The sequence below is a fragment of the Citrifermentans bremense genome, from assembly GCF_014218275.1.
Lineage (GTDB): Bacteria > Desulfobacterota > Desulfuromonadia > Geobacterales > Geobacteraceae > Geomonas > Geomonas pelophila.
On record NZ_AP023213.1, the window covers coordinates 716,702 to 741,445 of the forward strand.

21 protein-coding genes are annotated in these 24,744 nt (G+C 63.3%); 12 read left to right on the forward strand and 9 right to left on the reverse strand.

From position 1 onward, the window contains the following. Window positions 1–26: 26 nt before the first annotated feature. The 5 genes from gspG to gspC all read right to left on the reverse strand — a co-directional run bounded on the left by gspG (window position 27) and on the right by gspC (window position 6,305). Window positions 27–470: a type II secretion system major pseudopilin GspG gene (gspG, locus tag GEOBRER4_RS03050; protein WP_085813928.1), complete on the reverse strand. Its 444-nt coding sequence runs from the start codon at window positions 468–470 to the stop codon at window positions 27–29. Between the two features lie 147 nt (window positions 471–617). Beyond that, window positions 618–1,820 carry a type II secretion system inner membrane protein GspF gene (gene gspF / locus GEOBRER4_RS03055; protein ID WP_185244182.1) on the reverse strand — a complete coding sequence of 401 codons (1,203 nt, stop codon included), beginning with the start codon at window positions 1,818–1,820 and terminating at the stop codon, window positions 618–620. Next, window positions 1,801–3,363, reverse strand: a complete 1,563-nt coding sequence (gene gspE, locus GEOBRER4_RS03060) for a type II secretion system ATPase GspE (protein ID WP_185244183.1) — start codon at window positions 3,361–3,363, stop codon at window positions 1,801–1,803. The genes gspF and gspE overlap by 20 nt, the downstream gene beginning before the upstream one ends. A 64-nt stretch (window positions 3,364–3,427) precedes the next feature. Then, window positions 3,428–5,344 (reverse strand): type II secretion system secretin GspD, encoded by a 1,917-nt coding sequence (gspD, locus tag GEOBRER4_RS03065; protein WP_185244184.1) that lies wholly within the window; start codon window positions 5,342–5,344, stop codon window positions 3,428–3,430. A gap of 73 nt (window positions 5,345–5,417) precedes the next feature. Next, window positions 5,418–6,305, reverse strand: a complete 888-nt coding sequence (gene gspC / locus GEOBRER4_RS03070; RefSeq protein WP_185244185.1) for a type II secretion system protein GspC — start codon at window positions 6,303–6,305, stop codon at window positions 5,418–5,420. A 449-nt stretch (window positions 6,306–6,754) separates the two neighbouring features. Between gspC and mqnB the strand changes: the two genes are divergently transcribed. From mqnB to GEOBRER4_RS03090, 4 genes are all read left to right on the forward strand, one after another. Then, window positions 6,755–7,480: a futalosine hydrolase gene (gene mqnB / locus GEOBRER4_RS03075; protein ID WP_185244186.1), complete on the forward strand. Its 726-nt coding sequence runs from the start codon at window positions 6,755–6,757 to the stop codon at window positions 7,478–7,480. A 191-nt stretch (window positions 7,481–7,671) separates the two neighbouring features. After that, window positions 7,672–8,538: a 1,4-dihydroxy-6-naphthoate synthase gene (locus GEOBRER4_RS03080; protein ID WP_185244187.1), complete on the forward strand. Its 867-nt coding sequence runs from the start codon at window positions 7,672–7,674 to the stop codon at window positions 8,536–8,538. An 86-nt stretch (window positions 8,539–8,624) separates the two neighbouring features. Continuing rightward, a complete protein-coding gene (locus GEOBRER4_RS03085; protein ID WP_185244188.1) occupies window positions 8,625–10,805 on the forward strand; it encodes a PAS domain S-box protein in 2,181 nt (726 codons plus the stop codon). A gap of 105 nt (window positions 10,806–10,910) precedes the next feature. Continuing rightward, a complete protein-coding gene (locus GEOBRER4_RS03090; RefSeq protein ID WP_185244189.1) occupies window positions 10,911–11,375 on the forward strand; it encodes a septal ring lytic transglycosylase RlpA family protein in 465 nt (154 codons plus the stop codon). 203 nt (window positions 11,376–11,578) lie between these two features. Here the strand turns inward: GEOBRER4_RS03090 and GEOBRER4_RS03095 are convergent, their stop codons facing one another. Further along, window positions 11,579–13,516, reverse strand: coding sequence for a tetratricopeptide repeat protein (locus GEOBRER4_RS03095; protein ID WP_185244190.1), 1,938 nt, complete (start codon window positions 13,514–13,516; stop codon window positions 11,579–11,581). Between the two features lie 368 nt (window positions 13,517–13,884). Between GEOBRER4_RS03095 and GEOBRER4_RS03100 the strand changes: the two genes are divergently transcribed. Genes GEOBRER4_RS03100 through thiL form a run of 3 tightly spaced genes read left to right on the forward strand, consistent with a single transcriptional unit; the run spans window position 13,885 to window position 17,763 of the window. Further along, complete coding sequence (locus GEOBRER4_RS03100; protein ID WP_185244191.1) at window positions 13,885–14,328, forward strand: Hsp20/alpha crystallin family protein; 444 nt, start codon at window positions 13,885–13,887, stop codon at window positions 14,326–14,328. 10 nt (window positions 14,329–14,338) lie between these two features. Next, complete coding sequence (lon, locus tag GEOBRER4_RS03105; protein WP_185244192.1) at window positions 14,339–16,792, forward strand: endopeptidase La; 2,454 nt, start codon at window positions 14,339–14,341, stop codon at window positions 16,790–16,792. Then, complete coding sequence (thiL, locus tag GEOBRER4_RS03110) at window positions 16,789–17,763, forward strand: thiamine-phosphate kinase (RefSeq protein ID WP_185244193.1); 975 nt, start codon at window positions 16,789–16,791, stop codon at window positions 17,761–17,763. The genes lon and thiL overlap by 4 nt, the downstream gene beginning before the upstream one ends. A gap of 6 nt (window positions 17,764–17,769) precedes the next feature. On the opposite strand, the gene GEOBRER4_RS03115 is transcribed toward thiL, so the two are convergent. Together GEOBRER4_RS03115 and GEOBRER4_RS03120 are read right to left on the reverse strand one after the other, a co-directional pair. Next, window positions 17,770–18,168, reverse strand: a complete 399-nt coding sequence (locus tag GEOBRER4_RS03115; protein ID WP_185244194.1) for a secondary thiamine-phosphate synthase enzyme YjbQ — start codon at window positions 18,166–18,168, stop codon at window positions 17,770–17,772. Window positions 18,169–18,272: 104 nt separating this feature from the next. Next, on the reverse strand, window positions 18,273–18,767 hold the full coding sequence (locus GEOBRER4_RS03120) for a tetratricopeptide repeat protein (protein WP_085813914.1): 495 nt from the start codon (window positions 18,765–18,767) through the stop codon (window positions 18,273–18,275). A 257-nt stretch (window positions 18,768–19,024) separates the two neighbouring features. Here GEOBRER4_RS03120 and folK point away from each other — a divergent pair, with 257 nt between their 5' ends. The 3 genes from folK to fsa are packed head-to-tail and all read left to right on the forward strand — an operon-like array spanning window position 19,025 to window position 20,363. Next, on the forward strand, window positions 19,025–19,450 hold the full coding sequence (gene folK, locus GEOBRER4_RS03125) for a 2-amino-4-hydroxy-6-hydroxymethyldihydropteridine diphosphokinase (RefSeq protein WP_318842565.1): 426 nt from the start codon (window positions 19,025–19,027) through the stop codon (window positions 19,448–19,450). A 9-nt stretch (window positions 19,451–19,459) separates the two neighbouring features. Continuing rightward, window positions 19,460–19,696, forward strand: coding sequence for a YHS domain-containing protein (locus GEOBRER4_RS03130; RefSeq protein ID WP_185244196.1), 237 nt, complete (start codon window positions 19,460–19,462; stop codon window positions 19,694–19,696). 22 nt (window positions 19,697–19,718) lie between these two features. Next, entirely contained in the window at window positions 19,719–20,363 is a 645-nt protein-coding gene (fsa, locus tag GEOBRER4_RS03135; protein WP_085813911.1) for a fructose-6-phosphate aldolase, read from the forward strand. A gap of 126 nt (window positions 20,364–20,489) precedes the next feature. Here fsa and GEOBRER4_RS03140 read toward each other — a convergent pair whose 3' ends face one another. Then, window positions 20,490–21,101 carry a DedA family protein gene (locus GEOBRER4_RS03140; RefSeq protein WP_085813910.1) on the reverse strand — a complete coding sequence of 204 codons (612 nt, stop codon included), beginning with the start codon at window positions 21,099–21,101 and terminating at the stop codon, window positions 20,490–20,492. Between the two features lie 118 nt (window positions 21,102–21,219). Here GEOBRER4_RS03140 and GEOBRER4_RS03145 point away from each other — a divergent pair, with 118 nt between their 5' ends. Both GEOBRER4_RS03145 and GEOBRER4_RS03150 read left to right on the forward strand, forming a co-directional pair. Further along, window positions 21,220–22,866: a putative manganese-dependent inorganic diphosphatase gene (locus tag GEOBRER4_RS03145; protein WP_185244197.1), complete on the forward strand. Its 1,647-nt coding sequence runs from the start codon at window positions 21,220–21,222 to the stop codon at window positions 22,864–22,866. A 1-nt stretch (window position 22,867) separates the two neighbouring features. After that, entirely contained in the window at window positions 22,868–24,685 is a 1,818-nt protein-coding gene (locus GEOBRER4_RS03150; RefSeq protein ID WP_185244198.1) for a bifunctional homocysteine S-methyltransferase/methylenetetrahydrofolate reductase, read from the forward strand. Window positions 24,686–24,744 lie beyond the last annotated feature (59 nt).

A 24,744-nucleotide genomic window follows, 5' to 3' on the forward strand; every position in this document is an offset into this window, starting at 1 on the left:
ACCTTCCTCTCCCGCAACCCTGCTCCCTACTTCATGTTCCAGCTCTGGATGTCGGCGTTGTTCCCTTCGCCGCCGCGCGCGCCGTCGGCGCCGAAGGAGGAGAGGTCGTAGTCGCCGTGCTCGCCGGGGGAGAGATAGACGTAGTCGCTGCCCCAGGGATCCTTGGGAACATTCTTGTTCTCCAGGTACCCTTCCGCTTTGTAGTTGTTGGGGATCTTCCCGGTGGTGGGCTTCGCCACCAGCGCCTGCAGCCCCTGTTCCGTGCTGGGGTAGCTGCCGCTGTCGAGCTTGTACAGCTTGAGCGCCGTCTCGATGTTGCGGATTTGCACCTTGGCGTCGGCGATCTTCGCGTCGTCGCTGCGGCCGATGATCTTCGGTCCGACCATGACGGCAAGGATGCTCAGGATAACGATGACCACCATCAGTTCGATGAGGGTGAAGCCGCGGCTGTCTTTAAGAGTTTTGAACATTGCTAAACCTCCTGTATTCGCAAATGACATTATTGATCAGCAGTTGCACTCTCCCCACTTTGAGAAAAGGGGAGGGGATTCATGTCGGATGAAAGAGGGAATACTTGCCTCGTATGCAAGTTCCGACAGAAAGCCTGTGCCTTGCCGTTATTTCACCAGCTCGTTCAACTGCATGATGGGGAGGAGCACCGCTATGACCATGAAGCCGATGGTGAGACCCATTCCCAGGATAAGGAGCGGCTCCAGCATCGCCATGGACCTCGTGACCGTGGCGTTGAACTCCTTCTGGAAGGCGTCGCCTGCCTTGATCAGCATCCCGTCCAGCTCGCCGCTCTTCTCGCCCACGGCCGTCATGTGGGTCAAAAGCGGCGGAAAGAGCGGGCTCGCCTTGAGCGACGCGGAGAGGCTTCCCCCTTGCATCAGGCTCTCCCTGGCCTCGACCAGAAACGCCTTGTACTCCCGGTTCACCACCGCCTCGCCGGTTATGTCCATCGCCTTGATGATCGGGACGCCGCTTTGCAGCAACAGCCCAAGCACCTTGGCAAATCGCGACAAGACCAGGCGCTGCCAAAGCTGCCCAGCCACGGGGAGCTTCAAAAGCAGGCGGTCGCGCTTTCTAACCAGCTCCTCGTTCTTGACCAGCCGCTTGTACCCCGCGTAGAGCGCGATCCCTGCGGCCAAAAGGACCCACCACCCCTTCCTTACCACGGCGCTCGCCTTGATGAGGATGATGGTAACCATGGGAAGGGTAGCCTTGTTGGTCTCGAAGACGGCGGCGATCTTGGGGACCACGAAGCCCAAAAGCACCAGCATGACCCCGGTTCCCACGACCACCATGATGGCGGGGTAGATGAGCGCGGTGATGACCCGGCTTCTCACCTCGGCCTGGTCCTCCTGGAACTCGGCCAGCCGCTCCAGCACCACTTCCAGGGCGCCGCTCGCCTCGCCGGCCGCAACCATCCCGATGTAGCTCTCGGAGAAGACTGAGGGTTCGGCGGCCATCGCCTGTGCCAGCCCCTGTCCCTCGGCGAGGCGGTCCCGCACCCGGCCGAGTACCTTCTTCAATTCGCCCGGCGCTTCCTGTTCCCAAAGGGTCGCCACCGCCTCGTAGACCGGGACGGAGCTCCCGAGGAGCGTGGCGAGCCTGCGGGTCGCAAGCGAAAGGTCGGGGACGCTCACGCCGGCGCTGAAGAGTTTTCGCTTGCCCCCTTCGACGGCGGGAGCGATCTCCTTGGCGTAGAGCCCCTTCTGTTTCAACTGCAGCCGCGCTTCGGTTTCGCTGGCAGCATCCACGGTGCCGGAGACCTCGGCCCCCTTCTGGTTGAACGCGCTATAGCGAAAGGTCGGCATAATCGTCCTGGGTCACCCTCAGGACCTCCTCGATGGTGGTGATCCCCTCGGCCGCCTTGGCAAGCCCGTCCTCGCGCAGGGTGCGCATCCCCTTGGAGACCGCGTACTCCTTGATGGCGCCGGAGGAGGCCTGACGGATGATCATGGAGCAGAGCTCGGCGTCGATGGGAAGCAGCTCGTAGATGCCGACCCGCCCGATAGTCCCCAGATTGAAGCACTTCTCGCAGCCGCGGCCGCGGTACAAAAGCGGCGGGAGCTGGACCCCGGGGTAGCTTCTGTCCGGGACGTAGGACTCCTTGCAGTGCGGGCAGATGACGCGGACGAGCCTTTGGGCGAGCACGGCCGACAGCGAAGAGGCGACCATGAACGGCTCGATCCCCATGTCGATCAGGCGGGTCACCGCGGTGGCGGCGTCGTTTGTGTGCAGCGTCGAGAGGACCAGGTGGCCGGTGAGGGACGCCTGCATGGCGATTTCGGCGGTCTCTGCGTCGCGGATCTCCCCGATCATCACGATGTCCGGGTCCTGCCTCAGTATGGAACGGAGCCCCGCCGCGAAGGTGAGGTCGATCTTCGGGTTCACCTGGATCTGCCCCACACCCTTCAACTGGTACTCGATCGGGTCCTCGACAGTGATGATGTTCTTCTCCGGCGAGTTGATCTGGGAGAGCGCCGCGTAGAGCGTGGTGGTCTTGCCGCTGCCGGTAGGCCCGGTGACCAGGATGATGCCGCTGGTCCTCGACAGGAGCCGGTCCATCAGCTTGTCGTTGCCTTCGGAAAGGCCGATCTCCTTCAAGGAGAGCACGCCGCGCTGCTTGTCCAAAAGCCTCAATACCACCCGTTCCCCGAAGAAGGTTGGGATGAGCGAGACGCGGATGTCGACGTCGCGCCCGGCCACCTTGACCCTGATGCGCCCGTCCTGCGGCAGCCTCTTTTCGGCGATGTTGAGCCCGGACATGATCTTCACGCGGGAGGTGAGCGCCTCCTGGATCACCTTCGGGGGGGAGAGCATCTTGTAGAGCAGGCCGTCGATCCGGAAGCGGACCTCGAGCTCGCGCTCGAAAGGCTCGATGTGGATATCGCTTGCGCGCTCCTTCACCGCCTGGAACAGGATCGAGTTCAAAAGCCTGATCACCGGCGCCTCGTCGGTCAACTCCATCAGGTCGCGCGGCTCGTTGAAGCTGGTGGCGAGGGTCGAGAGCTCCTCACCTTCGAGTTCCTCGACCACCTCCTGGGCGGAGCCGGAGAGCCGTGAGTAGAGGCGGTTCACCGCGTCGAGGAGGGCCGGGCGCGGGACCGCGACCACGGAGACCGGCTGCGAGAAAAGCCCCGCCATCTCGTCCAGTGCCAGCAGGTTCGTCGGGTCGGCGCTGGCGGCGACGATGGCGCCGTTCTCCTCGTGCAAGGGCAGCAGCAGGTTGTTGCGGGCGAAGTTGAGCGGGACCCGGTTCACCAGGGCCCCGTCCACCTTGGAGTCGTCGATCTCGGCCTGGTAGGGGAGGCCGAGCCGTGTCGCTATCTCTTCTATGTCTAAGCTTTCTGCCATGTCGGGCCTGTTCGCTTGAAGGTAGATGCTGCGTTGCGGCGAGAGGGTCAGCTCCGCGCCGGTATTAGGGCTTGTCCTCGGTCACCGACTTCGGCTTGTCTTTGAGAGCCTGTTCCAAGTCGATCGGGCCTGTGTTCTTCACCGCTTCGCTGAAGCTGTTTCTCTGGTTGACCGAAACCTCGGCCATGTCGCGCGCGTCCTTGATGATGCGCGGGGTGAGCATGATGAGGAGGTTCGTCTTGTCGTGCGTCGTCTTCTTGGTCTTGAAAAGCCAGCCCAGGAGCGGGATGTCGCCCAGAAGCGGGATCTTGCTCTCGGTCACCTGGTCGGTGTCCTGGATCAGCCCGCCGATGATCACCGTGTCCGTGTTCTTCACCACGACGGAGGTTTTCGCCGAGCGTTTGGTGCTCCCGAGGTTCGGGGCGGTGGCCGTGCCGAAGTCCTTCACCGCCGAGATTTCCTGGTAGATGTCGAGCTTTATGTACTCGCCCTCGCTGATCTGGGGCTTGATCTTCAGGATGATACCGGTGTCTTTTCTCTCGATCGACTGCTGCGACAGGCCACCGGCGACCAGGCTGGTGCCGGAGAGGAAGGGGACGTTCTCGCCCACGAATATCTCCGCTTCCTTGTTGTCGCTTGTCATGATGTTCGGGGTGGACAGGACGTTCAGCGCACCGTTGCTGGCCAGCGCCTTGAGCGTCGCGGGGAACAGGGCGACGCCGGGGTCGGGCGTAATTCCTAGGTCGGTTGCGATTTTCAGGGCGCCGCTCAGGCCGGCGACGGCGCCGAAGGGGTCGAAGGTCCCTACGGTAGAGAGCGTGCCGTTGGAGGCTCCCGCCACTACCCCCCATTGCAGGCCGAGTTCCTTCGCCTTGTTGGCCGAGACCTCGGCGATCATCGCCTGCACGAAGACCTGGCGGCTGCGGCGGTCCAGCTTCTGGATCACCTGTAAGAGGTTCTGGTAATCGGTGGGGGAGGCCATGATGACCAGGGAGTTGGTCGACTTGTCCGGGGTGATGGTGATCTTTCCACCCTCGAAGACGGCCTGCTGCGGCGCCGTGGCGGCAGCGCCCGCTACGGGCGTCGGGGTGGCCGGGGCCCCCTTGATGAGCCCCTCCAGCACCTTGGCGACCTCGGCGGCCTCGGCGTTTTCCAGGTAGTAGACGTTGACCTTGCTGCTGGTGGTGGGCGGGACCACGTCGACCATCGCGATCAGTTTCTTCACGTCGGCCTTGTCCTTGTCGCTGCCGAAGATGATCAGGGCGTTCAGCCTGTTGTCGGCCACTACAGTCGAGGACGCGGAGGCGGGCGCAGCACCCGGGGTTGTCACTCTGGAGGACTTGCCGCTCAGCCAGTCCTTGACCAGCGTCGCCACGCTTTCGGCGGCGGCGTTCTTGAGAAAGACCAACTCGGCCCCCTCGCGCACCTGGTCCGTGTCGATGTGCTTGAGGATGCCCAGTATCTTCTGGATGTTGAACGCGGAGTCAACGACCAGGATCATGTTCGCCGCGCCGAAGGCGGAGATCTGTCCGTCCTTGGAGACCAGCGGCTGCAGGAAGGCGACGGCGTCCTGGGGTGCCACGTGCTCCAGCTGGATCACGCGGGCCTGGTAGCTGTCGTTCACCACCCCCCGTTCACCCTCGGAGAGGACCTTCATCCCCGACTGCCTGGCGCTGGCCGTGGGAACGATCTTCAGCACCTTTCCCGCCGGAACCACGGTGAACCCCTTGAGTTCGAGGACCGATGTGAAGACGTTGTAAGCTTCCTCGTTGGAGAGCTTCGCCGGGGAGAACACCGAGATCTTCCCCTTCACCCGGTCGTCCATGATGAAGTTCTTCCCGGTCAGGTCGCTGACGAATTTCACCATGGTGGCGATATCCACGTCGGTGAAGTTCAGTACCACACCCTTGGCGAAGACCAAGGTCGGTGCGGCGAGCAGGAACATGAGCATGGCTGTGATGAGCGCACATCTTCTTTTCAAGAAAAACCCCCCTGCAAGGCTAGGTAATCAATCCATTACTTCGAGCACCGGGAAAAGCAGGCCCGGCCCTTTTTCATCTGATGTCGTAATTAAAGGTGGTCGGCTGCCCGTCGCGGATCAGGTCCAGCTTGATCCTGCTCTGCCCCTTGAGCGAGGCGAAGGACTGGATCGCCTTCTCCGGGGAATCGATGGGGAAGTCGTTCATCCTCAACAGCACGTCGCCGTTTCTGATGCCGATGGTCCCGAAGATCCCCTGTGGCTTCACCTCGGAGGCGCGGAACCCCTCGACTTTGCCGTCCTTCATGCTGGGCAGAAGGCGCGCGTCGGTCATGGCCTGCCCTATGTTGTCCAGCGCGGCGTTCAGGGCGCGCTGGTCCACCACGTAGTTGCCGGAACCGGTCGCCGCCGCGAGTCCGCCCTGAGGTGGGGAGGAGACGGGCGCGGCCGGCTGCGCCGCCGCTGCGGCCGCCGCTGTAGGGGTAAGAATTTTGACCCTCTTGCCGTCGATCAGGATCTCGACCACGTCCTTTTTCACCGAGACGAGCGGCCCCGCCGAGAACACCGTCTCCCCCAGCCGGAACACCCGCTCCTCGCGAGTGGTCCCCTTCTGCACCAGGGCAAAGCTTTCCCGGAACGAGCCGACCGCCGTACCCAGCAGGGTGAGGTCGCCGACCGACGGGGCGAGGGGCGCAGCCTGCCCCGGAGCCGCAGCCGGCTGCAGGATGGCGCTGAGCTTTCCCTGGGTTGCCTTGCCGAAGAGCCCGCGCTCCAATATCGGTGCGAAAGCGAGCAGGTCCTGGCCGTCCGCGGGGGCTTCGGCCGTCGCCTGCGCCTGCTTCTGGGCCGTCCTGGGATAAAGCCCGGAGATCTTGAAGCTGAGCAGGTCCGCAGCTATCAGTGCCGAGACCGCGATGAGCGCAAGGCCAAGCGATATGTTGAGGGGGAGAATCCAGCGCGGCATGAAAGACCCTTTGTCTGCTGAGTAGTTAAAACTAAGCGAATATATTAGATGGCCTTGAGTTATGCAACAAAAAACGGGGCGCCATACCGCCTTGCGGACGCTTCGCGCCGGCTGCCGCGGCGCCTTCCCGCACCCTTCCGGCCAGGTTCGAAAAACCCTTAATTAATCTTCACGGGTTGGCCTTTCTCATTGGTGCGCCTGCAGTGTCAGCAAGAGCCGTGCCGCTGCGCCTGGAGCGGCTTCAGCCTGAAAGCGTCACCGCCTATTGCGCGTTTTTTAAAGGGAACCGTTTGGGTTGGTAAAAATTAACCATCGGAATTGACTCACGATGCCGCCCTCGTTTTTGACGCGCGACAGATCTTTGACGTAGCCGGCCCGGGAGGTTGCCGTCCGCTTCCCTGCTGTGCTAAACTGCGCGTGCCCCATCGAGCACCCTTTGGAGAAAGCGCATGAAGCCAATCATCGTAACCGCATCGACTATGCTGGAACTCTCCGAGCTTATCGCCGGCACCTCCGCCGTCGCCGTCCCCCATGTCGGGCACCTGCAGGTCTACCGCGCCCGGTATTGCGACCGCGACCTCGTCATCGCCGCAACCGGCATCGGGAAAGTGAACGCGGCGTGCGCGACCACGCTGTTGTTGGAGCGCTTCGGTGCCAAAATGCTGATCAACACCGGTTGCGGCGGTGCCTTTCCCGGCTGCGGCCTGGGCATCGGGGACCTGGCCGTAGCTCAGAGCGAAAGTTTCGCGGACGAAGGGGTGCAGACGCCAAACGGGTGGCACAGCCTGGAGCTGATCGGTATTCCCGTGTTCCAGGAAGGCGGGAGGAGGTTCTTCAACACCTTCCCGCTGGACCCGGACCTGGCACGGAGGGCGGGGGAACGGGCCCTGGAGCTTGGCTTTGCTGCGGTCAGCGGCCCTTTCCTGACCGTCTCCACCTGCAGCGGCAGCACCGAGCAGGGGGAGGAGCTTTTGCGTCGCTTCCAGGGCGTTTGCGAGAACATGGAGGGGGGATCCGTGGCGCAGGTGGCGCTACAGTACGCGGTGCCGCTGCTCGAGGTGCGCGGCATCAGCAACCTGGTCGAGGACCGGGACCTCGCGCGCTGGGACCTGAAGCTGGCGGTCTCCCGGGCGCAGAGTTTCCTTGTATCCTATCTTGAGCATCCCAAGCTCTAGGTGACGCACTTTCGGCGTCTCATCCGGCCGGCGGCGCTGTGAAAAGCGTGGCGACAGCATGGGTCAAAGCCAACCGCCTCAGAAAATTGCAACCTTCTCTTGCACTCCAGTCATAGAATAAGTATATTAAAAAGTTCCGCAACAACCGGTGATCCCGGCCCGTGACAGAGAATACATGGAGCAAAGCCAGAATGAACAACGTTGACCCCGAGCAGATTGAGAGAACTTCCTCTCCGATACTGTCGCTGGGATTCTCTCCCTGTCCCAACGATACCTTCATCTTCGACGCGCTGGTGCATGGAAGGGTGAGCTGCGGCTACGCATTCAGAGAGCGTTTGGAGGACGTGGAAACCCTGAACCGCATGGCGCTCTCCGCCACCCTCGATGTGTCGAAGGTCTCCTATCATCTGCTGGGACACATCCTGGATGACTACCTGCTCCTGAGAAGCGGCGGGGCGCTGGGGCGCGGCTGTGGGCCGCTGCTCGTGGCGCGCGAGAAGCTCGACCCGGGGAGCATTGCAGGGAAGAAGATCGCCCTCCCCGGGCGTTACACCACTGCGGCCTTGCTGCTGAGGCTTTTCAACCCGTCCCTCTCCGAATTCGTCTACCTCCCCTTCGACAGGATCATGGCTGCGGTGGCCGACGGCTCGGTCGCCGCCGGGGTCATAATTCACGAGTCGCGCTTCACCTACCAGGGCTATGGGCTGGAGAAAATCCTGGACCTCGGGCAGTGGTGGGAAGAGGAAACCGGGCACCCGATCCCGCTCGGCGGCATCGCGGCCCGCCGCGACCTGGGGCGGGAGACCCTCCTGGCGTTGGAGCGTGCGATCGCTGAGAGCGTGGACCTCGCCTTCAAGAACCCTGGTCTCGCGCGCCCCTACATCCGGGCCCATTCCCAGGAGATGAGCGACGAGGTCTGTGACGCCCATATCGGCCTCTACGTGAACGACTTTTCCCGCGGGCTGGGCGAAGAAGGAGAGGCGGCGGTACGGCTGCTTTTAGGCCGCGCCGAGGCGGCAGGCATCATACCCCCCTTGCGGGAGCCGCTCCTGGCCTAGTTCGCCGCGGTAAGGAGAATTAAAGTTATTTTTTCCCCTGTCGATACGTTGAACCGGCAGCGCTGGCTGTCTGGAGGTTGGTTAGGATGTTAAAGACGTTGAAATGGAAGCGGCATGCGCTGCTGGCAGCCGTTTTATCCCTGCTCTTCTGGCTCGGGGACACGCTGGTCGACTCCTTCGTCTTCGGCAGGAGGTCGTTCGCCGAACAGTTCCTGGACCCGGAGCCGTTCGAGATATCCCTGCGCGTCTTCTACGCCACACTGGCCGCGGTCTTCTTCACCTTCCTGTTCATCCTCTGGGAGAAGGGGCGCAAGGTGGAAACGGCCCTGCGGCATTCAGACGACCTCTCCAAGATCTTCTTCGGTTCCTCCCGCGACGCCATCTGCGTCATCGAGACCGACACCCTGTCCGTTTCCGACGCCAACAGCGTTTTCCTGCAGAAATACGCGCTCAAGGATGCGCAGTCCGTAGGCAGTTTCCCCGAACTCCTTGCCCGCAACGGGCTCACCGAGCAGGTCCTGGGGCAGGTAGCGGCCTGCGCCGGGGGCGCCGCTCCGGTCAGCTTCGAGATCAGCTACCGCGGGGGCGATGGCGGCACCTGCTACGAGGAAGTCTCACTTCACCCGGTGGGCGAAAAGCAGCAGGATGTTGAGACGGTGCTTTACGTGGCGAGGGACATCACGGTGCGCAGGCGGTCGCAGAAGATGCTCGAGGCCTCCGAGGCGAGGTACCGCGCCATCTTCGAGAACACCGGAACGGCCATGGCCATCATCGAGCCGGGCGGGACGCTGCAGACGGTGAACCGCGGCTTCGAGGCCGTCAGCGGGTTCAGCCGCAGCGAGATCGAGGGGAAAAGGGTCTGGACCGAATTTCTCCAAAGCCCGGAGGGGGCCGGGCTCGACCAGGGAACGGGAGCTGAGCGCCGCACCTTCGAGGCGCTTTTGCGGGACAGGGACGGCATGCTGCGCAGCATGGCCGGGAACTGGGCGCCGGTCGAGGGTACCCAGCAGGCCGTCCTCTCCTTGCTCGACATCAGCGCGCACAAGGAGGCGGAGGAGGAGCTCAGGAAGAGCCGCGCGACACTCGCGGTCGCCCAGCGCATAGCCCGCCTGGGCAACTGGGATTGGGACCTCTGCAGCAACGCGCTCAGCTGGTCCGAGGAGATGTACCGGATTTTCGGCATGGACCAGACGGAATTCACCCCCAGCTACGAATGGTTCCTGCAGACGGTGCACCCGCAGGACCTGGAGCGGGTGGTCCGCTCGATAAACGACGCCATCTACAACAGCAAGCCCTACCAGCTCGACTACCGCATCATGCTCCCGAGCGGGGCCGTACGCACCCTTTCGGCCAGCGCCGAGGTGACCTACGACGCGCAGGGGACCCCGCTGCGCATGGTGGGAACCAACCAGGACATCACCTGGCGCATCGAGGCGGAAGAGGCGCTGAAAAGCTCGGAGGAGAAGTTCTCCAAGGCTTTCCACGCAAGCCCCGACTCCATCGTCATCACCCGTGCCGTGGACGGAACCTACATCGACGTGAACGAGGCGTTCCAGGAGATCACCGGCTACTCGCGCAGCGAGGTGATCGGCAAGAGCTCCACCGAAATCGGGCTCTGGGCCGACCCCGATGCGCGCATGGTGATGCTCAAGCTTTTGAACGAGCACGAGCACGTGCGCAACCTGGATGTCCGGTTCCGGGTGAAGTCGGGGGAGGTCCGCGAGATGCTCTGGTCTGCCGACGTCATAGAGTACGACGGGGAGGCCTGCCTGATCGCCATCTCACGGGACGTCACGGATCAAAGGCAGATGGAGAAGGAGCTGCTGGAAAGCGACGCCCGCCTCTACATGAAGCACGAGGAGCTGAAGAACGTCTTCCACCAGATGGAGGTGATCCGGCGCGAGTGGGAGGAGATCATGGACTGCATCAGCGACATGTTCATCCTCGCGGACCAGTTCGGCAAGATCCGCAGGTTCAACCGCGCCGTCGAGACCTTCACCGGCAAGGCGCACCGCGACATCGTGGGGAGGGACTGCCTCGCCTTCCTGGAAGAGCACGGCCTGGGAGAGCACCTCGAATCGCCGGGGCTGGAGCTGCTGCACAAGGAATCGGGCAAGTGGCTCGTAGTGAAACGCCATGCCTTCCCCAACGCCGAGGTCGACGGCTCTTCGCGCGAGGTCGTCATCATTAGTGACACCACCGGCATAAGGCGCAGGAACGGTTACGAGGCCCCGCAGGCGGAACCGGAGCTTTCTGTCGTTAATTAGAAAACCACGGCAACACGGCAGGTTAGGTCGCTCCCGCCTCCCCTGAGCTTGACTTCAGCGCCTGATCGTGCTATACGGGTGCCTCGCCCAACAAAGGAGGTGCGCATGGCATCACCCGAGCGGAGCGGCAGGGCGGCACGCATTTGCGCGTTGCTCTTGATGCTCCTCCCGATCCACACGCTTCCCCTGCTGGCTGCAGAAAAAGTTGAAAAACCCGCTGTAGAGACATCCGTTGAAAAAGTAGAACCGCAGCAAAAATCGGTGGTAAATAAGCTGGTCGGCATAGCCTCGTACTATGCCAAGAAGTTCCACGGGAGACGGACCACGTCCGGGGAGCGGTACCATCCTGAGAAGATGACCGCTGCCCACCAAAGCCTCCCGTTGGGGACCAGGGTTCTGGTAAGGAACCTTGCCAACGATAAGGAAGTCACGGTTGTAGTCAACGACCGCTGTCGCAAGAAGTCCGTGCCGTTCATCGACTTGTCACGGGCCGCGGCAAGGAAACTGGGTTTTCTCGGTTCGGGGGTGACCAAAGTGGCCATCATCCCCCTGCCCGAGGGCGAATCCTAGGAAAATTCATACATCTGGGCGAACAGACGGAAAAGGCCGGGACTAAAAGTCCCGGCCTTTTCTCGTTGGTGACGGCAGTTCCGGGCGCTTTCCTGCCAAGCCGCCTCCGTCCGGTCGGGCGCAAGCGGGGGAGCTTGCGAAAAAAAAGGCAGCCCGTCTTGGGGCTGCCTTTGGCGCTGACAGTTGCCGCGTTTGCGGCGCTGCTAATCTTCCTTGCTCTTTTTCTTGGATTTTTTCTTTTTGCTTTTCTTGGCAGGCTTGTCGTCGCTGTCCTTCTTGGACTTCTTCCCCGCTTTCGCTTTTTTCCCCTTCTTCCCTTTCTTGCTCTTGCTCCCGCTACTGGACTTGTGCTTGTGGTAGCTCCTGGGCTCGGGGGTGAACTCGTCCTTGATGTTGCTCAGGAGGACCTGGGCTTCCTCCAGGTCGGGGTCCACCTTCCTCGCCGCCTCCAGCGACTCCTTTGCCTCGGCAAGGTGGCCGTCCTTCATCTGGACCCGTCCCATGGCGTTCAACGCCTTGGCGTGGTCGGGCTTGAGGGTCACCGCCTCCTTGTACTGGGCCGTGGCAGCGGCATAGTCCTTCTGGAACTCGTAGACGAGGCCTAGCTTGTAGTGCGCGTTGGGGTCGTTGGGGGATAGCTCCACCCCGTCCTTCAACAGCTTCGCCAGGGCGTCGTAGTTCTTGTTCTTTACGTAGATGGCGGTGAGGGCGGTGCGTGCTTCCTGGTCGTCTTTTTTCAGCCTGAGCACTTCCTGGTATTCGGCTGCGGCCTCGTCCATCATGTTTCTTTTGCGCTGCAGGTTGGCCAGCTCGCGGTGGGCCTCCAGCGATTCGCCGTCCAGCTTGAGGGCCCCCTGGTACGCTTCGGCTGCGGCGTCCAGATCCTTGCTGTTGACGTAGGCGCGGGCGAGTTTCAGCTGCAGGGTGGCGTCGGCGGGGTTGGTCTTGATCAGAGCCTGGTACTGCTCCAGCGCCTGGTTGAAGCTGCCGCGCAGCGTGTAGATGTCGGCCAGCCGCTGCCGCGCCTGCTGGTTGTCGGGGTTGGTGGCCAGCACCTGGCGGTACTCTACCACCGCCTCGTCGAGCAGCGCCTTGCGTTCGTAGATCCCGGCCAGGTTGAAGTGGAGCTCGGCGTTCTCCCCCTTGTTTCTCAGCGCGTCGCGGTAGTACGACATCGCCTCGTCCTCGCGTCCCACCGCAAGCAGGGTGTCGCCCAGGCGCTGCTGGGCCACCGCGTCGTCGGGCTCGGCGGCGATCCTCAGGCGGTACTCGCTGATGGCCATCTCGTAGTCTTTCCCCTGGCGGTATTTTTCCGCCAGCGCCATGTGGTCTACCTTGGGGAGCTCCTTGAGCTTCGAGCTGGCGCCGGCGAGCCCACGCTCGTACTCCGCGCTCTTCGCGTCCCCCTTGCGGGAGTACGCCTCGGCGAGCAGGCGGTGGATCTCCTTGTTGCCGGGCTCTGCTATGGCCGCGAGCTTCAACTCGCCGACGGCCTTGTCGGCCTCGCCCCGCTCCAGGAGAAGGGCGCCCAGACCGGAGCGCGCCTGTGCGTTGTCAGGCTGCAGCACCAGGGCTCTTCGGTAGGCGTCCTCCGCCTTCTGCTTTTGTCCCGCCGCGTTGTAGGATGCGGCCACGCCGGTATAAAGCGCGGCGTCGTCGGGGAAAGCGGCTATCGCCTCGTTGTAGTGGAAGATGGCGAGCAGGTGCATCTGCTTTTCCGCCATGACCCGGGCAAGGCCCGCGTGGTAGCGGGGGTCGCCGGTCTTGAGCCCCGCGGCGAGCTCGACGGCTGCCTCCTCGCCCGCCCCCTTCTGCAGGTGCAAAAGCCCGAGGTTGCCGCTGGCGGGGTAGAACTCGGGGTCGAGGGAAAGGGCCTCGCGGTACTCGCTTATGGCCGCGTCGACGTTGCCGCTTCTCTCGAAGGTGAGTCCCTTCAGGTAGTGCCCGGCCGGGCCGGTAGGGCACAGCTCAGCCACCCGCTTTTCTGCTTCCTTCCTCTTCTGCTCACCTGCCTGCGGAGAGAGCTCGACGATGATGCGTTTGGCGTCTCGGCAGCTGTTGCCCGAAGGAAACGGCCAGTTGAACCCTGTGGTGAACAGGGTCACTGCAAGAAGCGAGGATAGCGCTGCATATCTTTTCATGTATGGCCCTTTGTTTTCAATGTTGTAAAGGAGGCGCCGAGTCGGGCGCCACAGGCTTCCCGGCGAGCGTGCCGGGCGCTGCGGGGCGTGAGGGCCCCCGTGCGGTTGGCGGATTATACACATCGGCACTATTAAATTCAATTGCAAAACGCCAATCATTAACGATGACGGAGCTTTGCGCCCGGCAACCCTTGCAAACAGTGGGGGGGTGCCAGGTTAGGGCGGATTACCTTGACTTTCATGATAAAGATGGTTAAATCTTCTGCACCCGGTCAGCCGTGGCCACCACGGGGCCGGTCTTTTTGTATGTGCTAACGGCCCGGAGCGCGTCCTGCCACCAGGCGTCGACCGGCCGCCTAGAGGGCCAAATGGCGGTGATTCCCAAAGAACCTTTGGAGTGGCTGGGGCTGTTCCGCCAGCAGATGGACGAGATCTTCCGCTACCTCACCACGCTGGAAGGGCGGGAGGGGGGCGCCGAGAAGGAGCACTCCCCCCTGGTGGATATCTACGAGACGGACAGTTCCTTCGTGGTCGAGGCGGAACTTCCCGGCTGCGACCTGAAGGACATCTCCCTGAGTATCTGCTGCTCCACCCTGGTGGTGGAAGGGGTCACCCGCGAGGGGGCGCTTCCCGGCGTCAACTACAGCTGCCTCGAGCTCTTTACCGGCCGCTTTTGCCGCGCCGTCGAACTCCCGCCCGGAGCCGATCTGGACCGGGTCACGGCGCGCTACCGGCGGGGGCTGCTCACCGTGGTCATCCCCTGGTGCAAGGGGGAAAAGCCGCATATTCGGGAGATCCAGATAGAAGAGTAAGGAGAGGTACATGGAAAACAGGCAGGAGACCGAAGAACTTAACATACCGGATGTTCTGCCGCTGCTCCCGGTGAGGGACGTGGTTGTCTATCCCTACATGATTCTGCCGCTTTTCGTCGGCCGCGAGATCTCCATCAGCGCCGTCGATTACGCCCTTTCCAAGGACCGGATGATCTTCCTGGCGACCCAGAGGGACGTGGGCGACGAGGATCCGGCCCCTGAGGCGATCTACGAAGTAGGCACCGTGGCCATGATCATGCGCATGCTGAAGCTCCCGGACGGGAGGGTGAAGATCCTGGTCCAGGGACTCACCAAGGCGCGCATCACTGAGTACCTGGCGGAGAAGCCCTTCTACTCGGTCCGCATCGACAGGATCGTCGAGCCGGCGCTGCAGGAGAACACCCTGGAGGCCGAGGCGCTGATCCGCACCGTGAAGGAAGAGCTGGGTAAGATCGTGGCGCTGGGCAAGGCCGTCTCCCCCGAGGTGATGGTCATAGTCGAGAACATGCAGGAGCCGGGCTCCCTGGCCGACCTCGTCGCCAGCAACATAGGGCTCAAGGTCGAGGAGGCGCAGGGGCTCTTAGAAGTGATAGACCCCCTGGAGCGCCTGAAGCGGGTGAACGACCTGCTGAACAAGGAAAGCGAGCTCTTGAACATGCAGGCCCGCATCCAGTCCGCCGCCAAAGAGGAGATGGGGAAGAGCCAGCGCGAGTACTACCTGCGCGAGCAGCTGCGTGCCATCCAGCAGGAATTGGGCGAGACCGACGCGAGAAGCGAGGAGATCGCCGAGCTCAGGAAGTCGATCGAGAGCGCCAAGATGCCCCAGTCGGTGGAGAAGGAGGCCCTGAAGCAGTTGGGGCGCCTGGAGCAGATGCACCCCGACGCCGCAGAGGCGGGGATGCTGCGCACCTTCCTCGACTGGATGGTGGACATCCCCTGGGGGAAATCAACCAAGGACTCCCTGGAGATCAACCGCGCCTCCGAGATCCTCAACGAGGACCACTACTTCCTGGAAAAGGTGAAGGAACGCATCCTCGAGTTCCTGGCGGTGAGAAAGCTCAAGAAGAAGATGAAGGGGCCCATCCTCTGCTTCGTCGGTCCCCCGGGGGTGGGTAAGACTTCGCTCGGCAAGTCCATCGCCCGCGCCATGGGTAGGAAGTTCGTGCGCATCTCGCTTGGGGGCGTGCGCGACGAGGCCGAGATCCGCGGGCACCGCCGCACCTACGTGGGGGCGCTTCCCGGGCGCATCATCCAGGGGCTCAAGCAGGCCGGCTCCAACAACCCGGTCTTCATGCTGGACGAGCTGGACAAGCTGGGCTCCGATTTCCGCGGAGACCCCTCCTCCGCGCTTTTGGAGGTGCTCGACCCGGAGCAGAACAACAGCTTCTCGGACCACTACATAAACCTCCCCTTCAACCTCTCCAACGTGATGTTCATCGCCACGGCGAACCAGATGGACACCATCCCCGGCCCCTTGCGGGACAGGATGGAGGTGATCAGCCTCTCCGGCTACACCGAGGAGGAAAAGCTCGGCATCGCCAAGCGTTACCTGGTGCCGCGCCAAGTGAAGGAAAACGGCATCACCGAGGAGACGGTCACCTTCTCCGACGAGGCGCTTAAGACAGTGATCTCCAAGTACACCCGCGAGGCGGGTCTCAGGAACCTGGAGCGCGAGATCGGGAGCATCTGCCGCAAGGTGGCCAGGAAGGTAGCCGAAGGGAAGGGTGAGCACTTTACCATCACCGCCGGTACCGTCGCCAAGTACCTTGGGCCGCCGAAGTTCCTGCGCGAAGAGGAGATGGAGAGAAACGAGGTGGGTGTCGTGACCGGGCTTGCCTGGACCCCGGTAGGTGGCGAGGTACTCTTCGTCGAGGCGACGGTAATGAAAGGTAAGGGGGGATTGACCCTCACCGGGCAACTGGGCGACGTGATGAAGGAATCGGTGCAGGCGGCCCTCTCCTACATCCGCTCGAAGACCGCCGACTTCGACATCCCCGAGGACTTCAACTCCACCACCGACATCCATGTCCACGTTCCCGCGGGAGCCATCCCCAAGGACGGCCCCTCCGCAGGTGTAACCATGGCGACAGCCCTGGTCTCGGCGCTCACCAAGATCCCGGTGAGAAAAGAAGTCGCCATGACCGGGGAGATCACGCTGCGCGGCAAGGTCCTCCCCATTGGCGGGTTGAAGGAGAAGATCCTCGCCGCGGCGCGGCTGGGGGTTACCACCATAGTGATCCCGGTGCAGAACCAGAAGGACCTCGAGGACGTGCCGAAGACCATCCTCAAGAAGCTGAAGATCGTCCCGGCATCCAACATCGACGACGTCCTCGCCGTGGCGCTGGAGGTCTATCCCCCTCCCGCGGCCTCGAAACCGAAGCCCTCTAAGACCGAGCCACCCAAGGCCAAGGTTCCCAGGAGCCGGGTCTCCGTCCCCCCCACCGGGGTGAGGGGCAAGGCTTGAGACTGGCGGAACTGGGCGAATTCGGCCTGATCGACCGCATCAAGAAAAACGTCGCCGCGTCCCCCTCGGTGCTTCTGGGCATCGGGGATGACGCGGCGGCTCTCGTTCCTGCCCCAGGATGCGTCACCCTGATCACCTGCGACATGCTCCTCGAAGCCGTCCACTTCGACCTCTCCTTTTGCGACCCGGAAAGCCTCGGCAGGAAATCGCTTTCGGTTAACCTCTCGGACCTTGCGGCGATGGGTGCCCGCCCGCGCCAGTTTCTGCTCGGCATCGCCCTCCCCAAGGAAGTCCCGATCGAGTTCATGGACCATTTCATGGCGGGGATCCTGGAGCAGGCCGAGCGCTTCGGCGCCACGCTGGTCGGAGGGGACACCTGCGCCTCCAAGGGGGGACTCGCCATCTCCATTACGGCCTTGGGCGAGCAGCGCCCGGAGCTGGTCTTGAAGCGCAGCGGGGCGCGCCCGGGGGACCTGATCTGCCTCACCGGGACCGTGGGGGACGCCGCGGCAGGGCTTGAGGCGCTGCGGCGCGGAATGCGGGACGGTTTCCTGGTGTCGCGCCAGTTGGACCCGACACCCAGGGTCGCCGCCGGCGTCGCGGTCGCCGAGGGGAGACTTGCCACCGCGATGATCGATGTAAGCGACGGCGTTTTGGGGGATCTGGGGCACATCCGCGAGATGTCGGGGGTGGGCGCGAAACTGGAGCTGGCCAGGCTGCCGCTCTCCGACGAGTACCTGGCCTTTTGTCCCGACGACCCTTACGCGCTGGCGCTCACCGGCGGGGAGGACTACGAGCTTTTGTTCTGCATCGACCCGGGAAAGAGAAGTGAAGTGGAGGCGCTCTTCGCGCGGCTGGATTTGAGGCTCTCGGTGATCGGGGAGATCACCGCCGTGCGGGAGACGACCCTCGTCACCCCCGACGGCGGCGCCTACGCCCCCGGTCGCGGAGGCTTCGATCATTTCGGGTGATGGGTGCTACTCCCCGCAGAGTTTCACCGCGACGCGGCGCTCCCTGGGGCCGTCGAACTCGCAGAAGTAAAGCGCCTGCCAGGTCCCCAATAGCAGCTTGCTCCGGTCCACCATGAGCCTTTCCGAGCAGCCGATCATGCTGGCTTTCACGTGCGCTGCCGAGTTCCCTTCGGCGTGGGTGAAGTAGTGCGCGTCCGGCACCATGCGGTCCAGGCAGTTGCTGATGTCGCGCTTGACCGCCGGGTCGGCCCCTTCGTTGACCGTGACCGCCGCGGTGGTGTGCAGGACGAAGACGTCGCAGCATCCGGTGCCGATGCGCGAGGCGGCGATGATCTCCTCCACCCGCGCCGTGATGTCGATCAGCTCCGTCTTCTCCCTGCTTTTCAGCGTCAGGTAATGTATCATTCTCCCCCCCCCTTTTTCTTTCCATTGATCCCATAACAGGCGCGCTGCGGGCTATGCCGCGGCTGTTCCGGTCATCTCAGCCCTTGCCCCGGCAGCAGCGAACGCTAGCGGTCCTTCTTGAAAATGTTGCTCCTCATCTTGCCCAGGTACTTGTTGAGCGGGTTGGTGCGGGCGAGGAAAGGGAGTACCGGCTTGTCCCTTTGCCCCAGGGCCTGCAGCATCCTGGTGATGCCTGGGTGGCGCCCGACCCTGAGCCCCAGGTTGAAGATGCGCACCGCCTCTTTCTTCCGCCCGGCAACCAGGTAGATGGTTCCCAGCCGCAGGAAGTGGTTCGGGTTCCTCGGCTCGCTCCTGATCGCCTCCTGGCAGAGCGCGACGCCGGCCTTGTCGTTGCCGGTGTACTGGGTGAGCGCCAGGGCGAACTGCGAAAGGTGCTCAGGTGAGCGTTTCTGGTCCAGCGCGGCCCTGAGGAGCCGGAACGCCGCCGCGAAGTTCCTCGCCTGAAGCGCCTCGGTTCCCTGCCGGTACAACTCTTCAGCATCGGCCGCTCCGGGCTTCCCGGTGGCCGCTGTTTTCTGGTGGATCTCGGATCTGTTCATGGTCCCGCCCCCGGTTTCCGTTGACCGCCGCGGCAGGCAAGGCAACCGCCCCCTGCCGCGTTAGGAATGTATACTATAGCATTTAATCTGGGCAAAGACAGCCTTGGCGCGGGGTGCCGCCGCCCCTGGAGCGCTTTTAGCTAATGAGCGGTCGGGGTTGAAAAAAATAAGGATTTATGCTCTAATCCCACGCTGTGGAAGAGTGCGCTTACATAGGGTTGGGGAGCAACCTGGGTGACCGCGAGTTGAAGCTCCTGATGGCAGTAGCGGAGCTGGGGAAGCTCCCGGGAACCAGGGTCACCGGCGTGTCCCAGTTCTACGAGACCGAGCCTGTGGGGGGAGTTCCACAGGACAACTTCTACAACGCCGTGGCGCGCATAGTCACCACGCTTTCGCCGTTTCTGCTTCTCGACGAACTGAAGCGGGTAGAGACCGAGGTCTTCCAGCGCAAGAGTTCGAAGCGCTGGGGCCCCCGCAGCATGGACCTGGACATCCTCCTCTACGGGGAGCTGGTGCTCGACTCGGAGCAGCTCACCATCCCGCACCCGCGCCTGGCGGAGCGGCGCTTTGCGCTGCAGCCTTTGGCCGACCTCGCCCCCGACCTGGTGCATCCCGTCCTTGGCAAAAGCGTCGCGCAACTTTTGGCAGCACTCACCACGACCGAGAAGGTGGTCAAGCTTTAGGGGGAAGCCGTGAAGATATTGATCTGGGTGCTCCTTGGCTACCTGGCGTACCGGATGTTCAAGGGGAAGTCCGAGGCGAAGATCGCCAAAAAGGAGCCGGCCGTGGCGGAGACCTTCCAGGATCCGGTCTGCGGTGTGTACATATCGGAGGCCGACGCGGTGGTCGGCAACCTCGAAGGAAAACGCTATCACTTCTGCTCCATGGACTGCCTAAGGCGGTTCGAGCAGATTCAGCAGCAGCGGTAACAACAAACCAAGCGGAGGAAAGATGAAGTTTTTTATCGACACAGCGGACGTTAAGGAAATTCGGGAGGCAAACGAGCTCGGGCTGGTAGACGGTGTTACCACCAATCCGTCCCTGATCGCCAAGAGCGGCCGGCGCTTCGAGGAAGTCATCAAGGAAATCACCGAGATCGTCGACGGCCCCATCTCGGCGGAGGTGATCTCGCTCGAGCACGACGGCATGATCGCCGAGGCGACCGAGCTGGCCAAGATCCACCCGAACATCGTCATCAAGCTGCCGATGACCCCGGAAGGTCTCAAAGCCACGAAGACGCTGCACAAGCGCGGCATCAAGACCAACGTGACGCTGATTTTCACCCCGATGCAGGCCCTTCTGGCCGCCAAGGCCGGCGCCACCTACGTCTCCCCGTTCGTCGGGAGGCTGGACGACATCTCCCAGGACGGCATGGGGATCATCCAGGAAATCAGGACCATCTTCGACAACTACGGCATGGACGCCGAGATCATCGTGGCCAGCATCAGGAACCCGATCCACGTGCTCGACTCCGCGCTGATCGGGGCCGACATCTGCACCATCCCGTACTCCGTGATGCTGCAGCTCGCCAAGCACCCGCTGACCGACGCCGGGATCAAGAAGTTCCTGGAGGACTGGGAGAAGGTTCCCAAGTAGTCTTCTTTTACGGATAAAGAAACAATCCCCCTGGACGCCCTTGTCAAACAGGGTATCCAGGGGGAAAGTGAGCGATGGGGCGGGTCCTGGACCCGCCCTTGTTTTACCCGGCTACCTGGTCCGGGCTCAGTCGGCGCCGCAGTTGCCGTTTCTGCGCTGCCACCGGACGTAGACGGCGATGATGACGGCGCTCAGCGCCACCACGCCTAGAACCGCCTGGTGCGAGTACTTCATGATCAGCTCCTGGTTGCTGCCGATGACGTACCCTATGAAGGTGAGTACGGTGCACCAGATGCCGGCGCCGAGCAGGGTGTAGAGGGAGAACCTCAGGTGGTTCATCCCGGAGAGCCCCGCCGGGAGCGAGATCAGGTGCCTGACCACCGGCAAGAGCCTCCCTATGAAGGTCGATATCTCGCCGTGCTTCAAAAAGAACCGCTCCACCTTGGCGAACTTCTCCTCGGTGATGAAGACGTACTTTCCGTACTTGAGCACCAGGGGGCGCCCCAGGTAGTGCGCGGCGTAATAGTTCGCGTAGGCGCCTACCAGGCTACCCGCGGTGCCGCAGAGTATCGCCACGGTCATGTTCATCTGTCCCTGCTGGGCCAGGTACCCTGCCGGCGGCATCACCAGTTCGCTCGGTATGGGGATGATGGAACTTTCCATCGCCATCAGGAGAAAGATGCCGGGATACCCCAGCGCCCCGATGGTCTGTAACAGCCAATCCACTACTGCATGCATTTATTGCTCTCCTTTTTCGCTTTCATCCGCGGCGCCATTCTAGTACAGATCGCGGCAAAAAAACGACAAAATTAATTATTTTTCAGAAGGCGCCGCCTTTTTGATCATCCAGGGGACCATGGAAAAAGAAATCTACATAATCGGCCACAGGAATCCCGACACCGACTCGGTCGCCTCGGCCATCGCCTATGCCCGTCTGAAGCGGGAGCTGGGCGAGGAGAGGGTCACCGCCGCCATGGCCGGAGCGCTCAACCCTCAGACCACCTGGCTTCTTTCCCGGCTCGGGATCAAGGCGCCGCTCTACCTGGCCGACGTGCATCCCAAGGTTCGCGACGTGATCCGGCGCACCGCCGTCTCGGTCGCCGAGACGGCGCCGCTTCTCACTGCCCTCGAACTCTTCCATCACCACGGTATCCGGGTGCTGCCGGTCCTCGACCAGAGGGGGGCGCCGACCGGGGTGATACCGCTTTTGAAGATCGCGGAGCGCTCGCTGGCGACCGGACCCGCGTCGCTGAGACTCGTCACCGCGTCGCTCGACTCGCTCGCCGCCTGCCTCGAGGCGAGCTTTCTCGCCGGCTCCGGCGACGGTGCGGTGGAGACGCTGCACCTCTTCGTGGGGGCTATGGCTGAGGAGTCCTTCACCGCCAAGATATCCGGGTTCGACCCGGTGAACCTCGTGGTTGTGACCGGCGACAGGCGCTCCATCCAGCTATCCGCCATCGAGCGGGGGGTGCGTCTTCTGGTCGTTACCGGGGGGCTCGCGGTCGACGCGGATGTGGTGCGCCTGGCGGAGCAAAACGGCGTGGCGCTTCTCTCCACACCTTTGGACACCGCGGCGACCGTGTCGCGGGCGCGGCTTGCGACCCCCGCCGGGCACTTGGCCGACACCGGCTTCGAGAGCGTCTCCGTGGGGGCCCCGCTTGGGCGCCTGAGAGAGAAGCTCCTGCACTCCGGCGAGACCGCCGTGCTGGTCCTCGAGGAGGACGGGACGCTTGCCGGCGTCGCCACCAAGTCCTCGCTCTTCGAGCCGCTTCCTTACGCGCTGATACTGGTGGACCACAACGAGCTCTCGCAGTCGGTGCCCGGGGCGGAGGACCTGGAGATACTCGAGGTAGTCGACCACCACAAGCTCGGGAACCCTCCGACGAGCAACCCCATACCCTTCATCACCGCCCCGGTCGGGAGCACCTGCACCATCGTCGCCTCGCTTTACGAGGAGCACCGGGTAACCCCCTCCGCGGAGACCGCGGCGCTGCTCCTGGCGGGGATACTCTCCGACACCGTCATCCTCAAGTCCCCCACCACCACGGCAAAGGACCGCGACACGGTTTCCCGGCTCGCCGTGCTGGCGGGGCTCGACTGGCAGGCCTTCGGCGCCGAGATCTTCGCCGCCTCGGGGGCGCTCTCAGGCTACGGGAGCCCCGACCGGGTGGTGGGCTCCGACTTCAAGCTCTTCAGCCAGGGGGAGATCCGCTTCGGCGTGGGGCAGGTCGAGGTGTTCGGCTTCGCCGAGTTCGAGGAGATGAAGACCGAATTGAGGGGCGCGCTCTCCTCGCTGCGTGAGAAGGAAGGGCTTGAGGTGGCGGGGCTCATGGTCACCGACATCTCCAGCGAGAGCACCATGTTCCTCATGGACGGCGGGCAGGGATACAGCCGCTTCATGGGGTACCCCCAGCCCGAGCCCCAGGTCTTCGAGATGAAAGGGGTCATGTCGCGCAAGAAACAGCTGGTGCCGCACCTGATCAAGGTGCTGGGAGGACGCTAACATGGGCGGATCTTTTCTGGAGCGGGTGGCGCATGAGGTGCTGATCGGCGACGGCGCCATCGGAACCATGCTTTATGCCAAGGGGGTGGCGCTCGACGCCAACTTCGAGCACCTGAACCTGGTGCGGCCGCAGCTGGTACTCGACCTGCACGCCGAGTACCTTTCGGCGGGAGCACAGGTGATCGAGACCAACACCTTCGGCGCCAACTACGCCAAGCTCTCCGCCATAGGCATCGGCGGCAAGGTGGCGGAGATAAACCGCCAGGGGGCGATCCTCGCCCGCCGCGCCGCCAACGGGCGCGACGTCTTCGTCGCCGGTTCCATGGGCCCCCTGGGTCGCGGCAAGCAGGAGCAGAGCGACGAGCAGGTGCAGGAGTCTTTCCGGCTCCAGGCCGCCGCCCTGGCCGAGGGTGGGGTGGATCTCCTGATCCTGGAGACGTTCTCCGAGCTGGACGAGCTGGAAACGGCGCTTGCCGCGGCACGCGAGACCGGGCTACCCGTGGTGGCGAACCTCGCCTTCGGGGAAGGTTCGAGACTTGCCGGCGGCATCGAGGCCGAGGACGCGGCGCTGAGGCTCGCCGCGGCGGGCGCGAGCCTCGTGGGCGCCAACTGCGGCGCGGGCCCCCTGGAGCTTCTGGCCACCTTGAAGCGGATGGCCGCGGTCACCGACCTGCCGCTGGCAGCCTACCCCAACTCCGGCTTTCCCGAGTACGTCGACGGGCGCTACATCTACCGGACCACGCCCGACTACTTCGCCGCCCGGGCCGAGGAGATGGTGGCGGCAGGCGCCGTGCTGGTGGGGGGGTGCTGCGGCACCACTCCGGAGCATATCCGGGTCATGGCCCAGCGCCTGAAGGGAGCTCGCCCTGCCGCTCGCGTCGCCGTCGGAGCCGTGAGCCGCACCCCTGTTGCGGAAAAGGCCCAGGCGCTCGGGTCCAGTTTTCTCGACCGCTGGGGCAAGGAGATGGTGGTCACGGTCGAGCTCGACCCCCCCAGGGGTCTCGACTGCAGCAGGATTCTGGCCGGAAGCCGCGCCCTCAAAGAAGCAGGGGCCGACGCCATCAACCTCGCCGAGAACCCGCTGGCGCGGGTGCGCATGGGGAACCTGGCGCTCGCCTCCTTGATCAGGCGCGAGGTGGGGATCGAGGTCATCGCCCACATCACCTGCCGCGACCGGAACCTGATCGGGCTGCAATCGGACCTGATGGGGGCGAGCCTTCTCGGGGTGAGTTCGATCCTCGCCGTAACCGGCGACCCGGCAAGTCTCGGCGAGGAGGCAGGGGCCTCCTCCGTCTTCGATCTCAACTCGTTCACACTGATCAAGCTTTTGAGCGACCTCAACCGCGGCGTCAACGCGCTGGGAAACCCGATCGGCGCCGGCACCGGCTTCACCATCGGGGCCGCGTTCAACCCCAACACCCAGAAGATGGAGGTGCAGGTGGCGAGGCTCGCCAAAAAAGTCGCCAACGGCGCCTGTTTCGCCCAGACCCAGCCGATCTACGACCTGGAGCGGTTCGAGCAGATGATGGAGCAGACGGCGCACCTGGGGATACCGGTACTTCCCGGTGTCCTCCCGCTGGTGAGCGGGCGCAACGCCGAGTTCCTGCACAACGAAGTCCCCGGCATCACCATCCCCGACAGCATTCGGGAGCGGATGGCCGGGAAGGTGGGGGAGGAAGGGGTGCGCGAGGGGCTCGCCATCGCCCGCGAGTTCATCGAGGCGACCATGGGGAAGGTGGGTGGATACTACCTGATACCCCCATTCGGGAAATACGAGATCGCCGTCGAGCTGGTGAAGTTCATAAAATCCAGAGGCTGAATCAACTGCGGAACACAGAGGACTCGGAGGTTCACGGGGGGGCACAGAGAGAGCCGAAA

Bases quoted from the DNA above. Each gene is read 5' to 3' on its own strand.
- gspF (WP_185244182.1), bottom strand. From the start codon at position 1,820: ATGCCGACCTTTCGCTATAGCGCGTTCAACCAGAAGGGGGCCGAGGTC.
- gspG (WP_085813928.1), bottom strand. From the start codon at position 470: ATGTTCAAAACTCTTAAAGACAGCCGCGGCTTCACCCTCATCGAACTG.
- GEOBRER4_RS03120 (WP_085813914.1), bottom strand. From the start codon at position 18,767: ATGAACAGATCCGAGATCCACCAGAAAACAGCGGCCACCGGGAAGCCC.
- GEOBRER4_RS03090 (WP_185244189.1), top strand. From the start codon at position 10,911: ATGGCATCACCCGAGCGGAGCGGCAGGGCGGCACGCATTTGCGCGTTG.
- gspC (WP_185244185.1), bottom strand. From the start codon at position 6,305: ATGCCGCGCTGGATTCTCCCCCTCAACATATCGCTTGGCCTTGCGCTC.
- GEOBRER4_RS03080 (WP_185244187.1), top strand. From the start codon at position 7,672: ATGAACAACGTTGACCCCGAGCAGATTGAGAGAACTTCCTCTCCGATA.
- mqnB (WP_185244186.1), top strand. From the start codon at position 6,755: ATGAAGCCAATCATCGTAACCGCATCGACTATGCTGGAACTCTCCGAG.
- GEOBRER4_RS03145 (WP_185244197.1), top strand. From the start codon at position 21,220: ATGGAAAAAGAAATCTACATAATCGGCCACAGGAATCCCGACACCGAC.
- GEOBRER4_RS03085 (WP_185244188.1), top strand. From the start codon at position 8,625: ATGTTAAAGACGTTGAAATGGAAGCGGCATGCGCTGCTGGCAGCCGTT.
- gspE (WP_185244183.1), bottom strand. From the start codon at position 3,363: ATGGCAGAAAGCTTAGACATAGAAGAGATAGCGACACGGCTCGGCCTC.
- GEOBRER4_RS03095 (WP_185244190.1), bottom strand. From the start codon at position 13,516: ATGAAAAGATATGCAGCGCTATCCTCGCTTCTTGCAGTGACCCTGTTC.
- GEOBRER4_RS03100 (WP_185244191.1), top strand. From the start codon at position 13,885: ATGGCGGTGATTCCCAAAGAACCTTTGGAGTGGCTGGGGCTGTTCCGC.
- GEOBRER4_RS03115 (WP_185244194.1), bottom strand. From the start codon at position 18,168: ATGATACATTACCTGACGCTGAAAAGCAGGGAGAAGACGGAGCTGATC.
- folK (WP_318842565.1), top strand. From the start codon at position 19,025: ATGGCAGTAGCGGAGCTGGGGAAGCTCCCGGGAACCAGGGTCACCGGC.
- GEOBRER4_RS03140 (WP_085813910.1), bottom strand. From the start codon at position 21,101: ATGCATGCAGTAGTGGATTGGCTGTTACAGACCATCGGGGCGCTGGGG.
- fsa (WP_085813911.1), top strand. From the start codon at position 19,719: ATGAAGTTTTTTATCGACACAGCGGACGTTAAGGAAATTCGGGAGGCA.
- GEOBRER4_RS03150 (WP_185244198.1), top strand. From the start codon at position 22,868: ATGGGCGGATCTTTTCTGGAGCGGGTGGCGCATGAGGTGCTGATCGGC.
- lon (WP_185244192.1), top strand. From the start codon at position 14,339: ATGGAAAACAGGCAGGAGACCGAAGAACTTAACATACCGGATGTTCTG.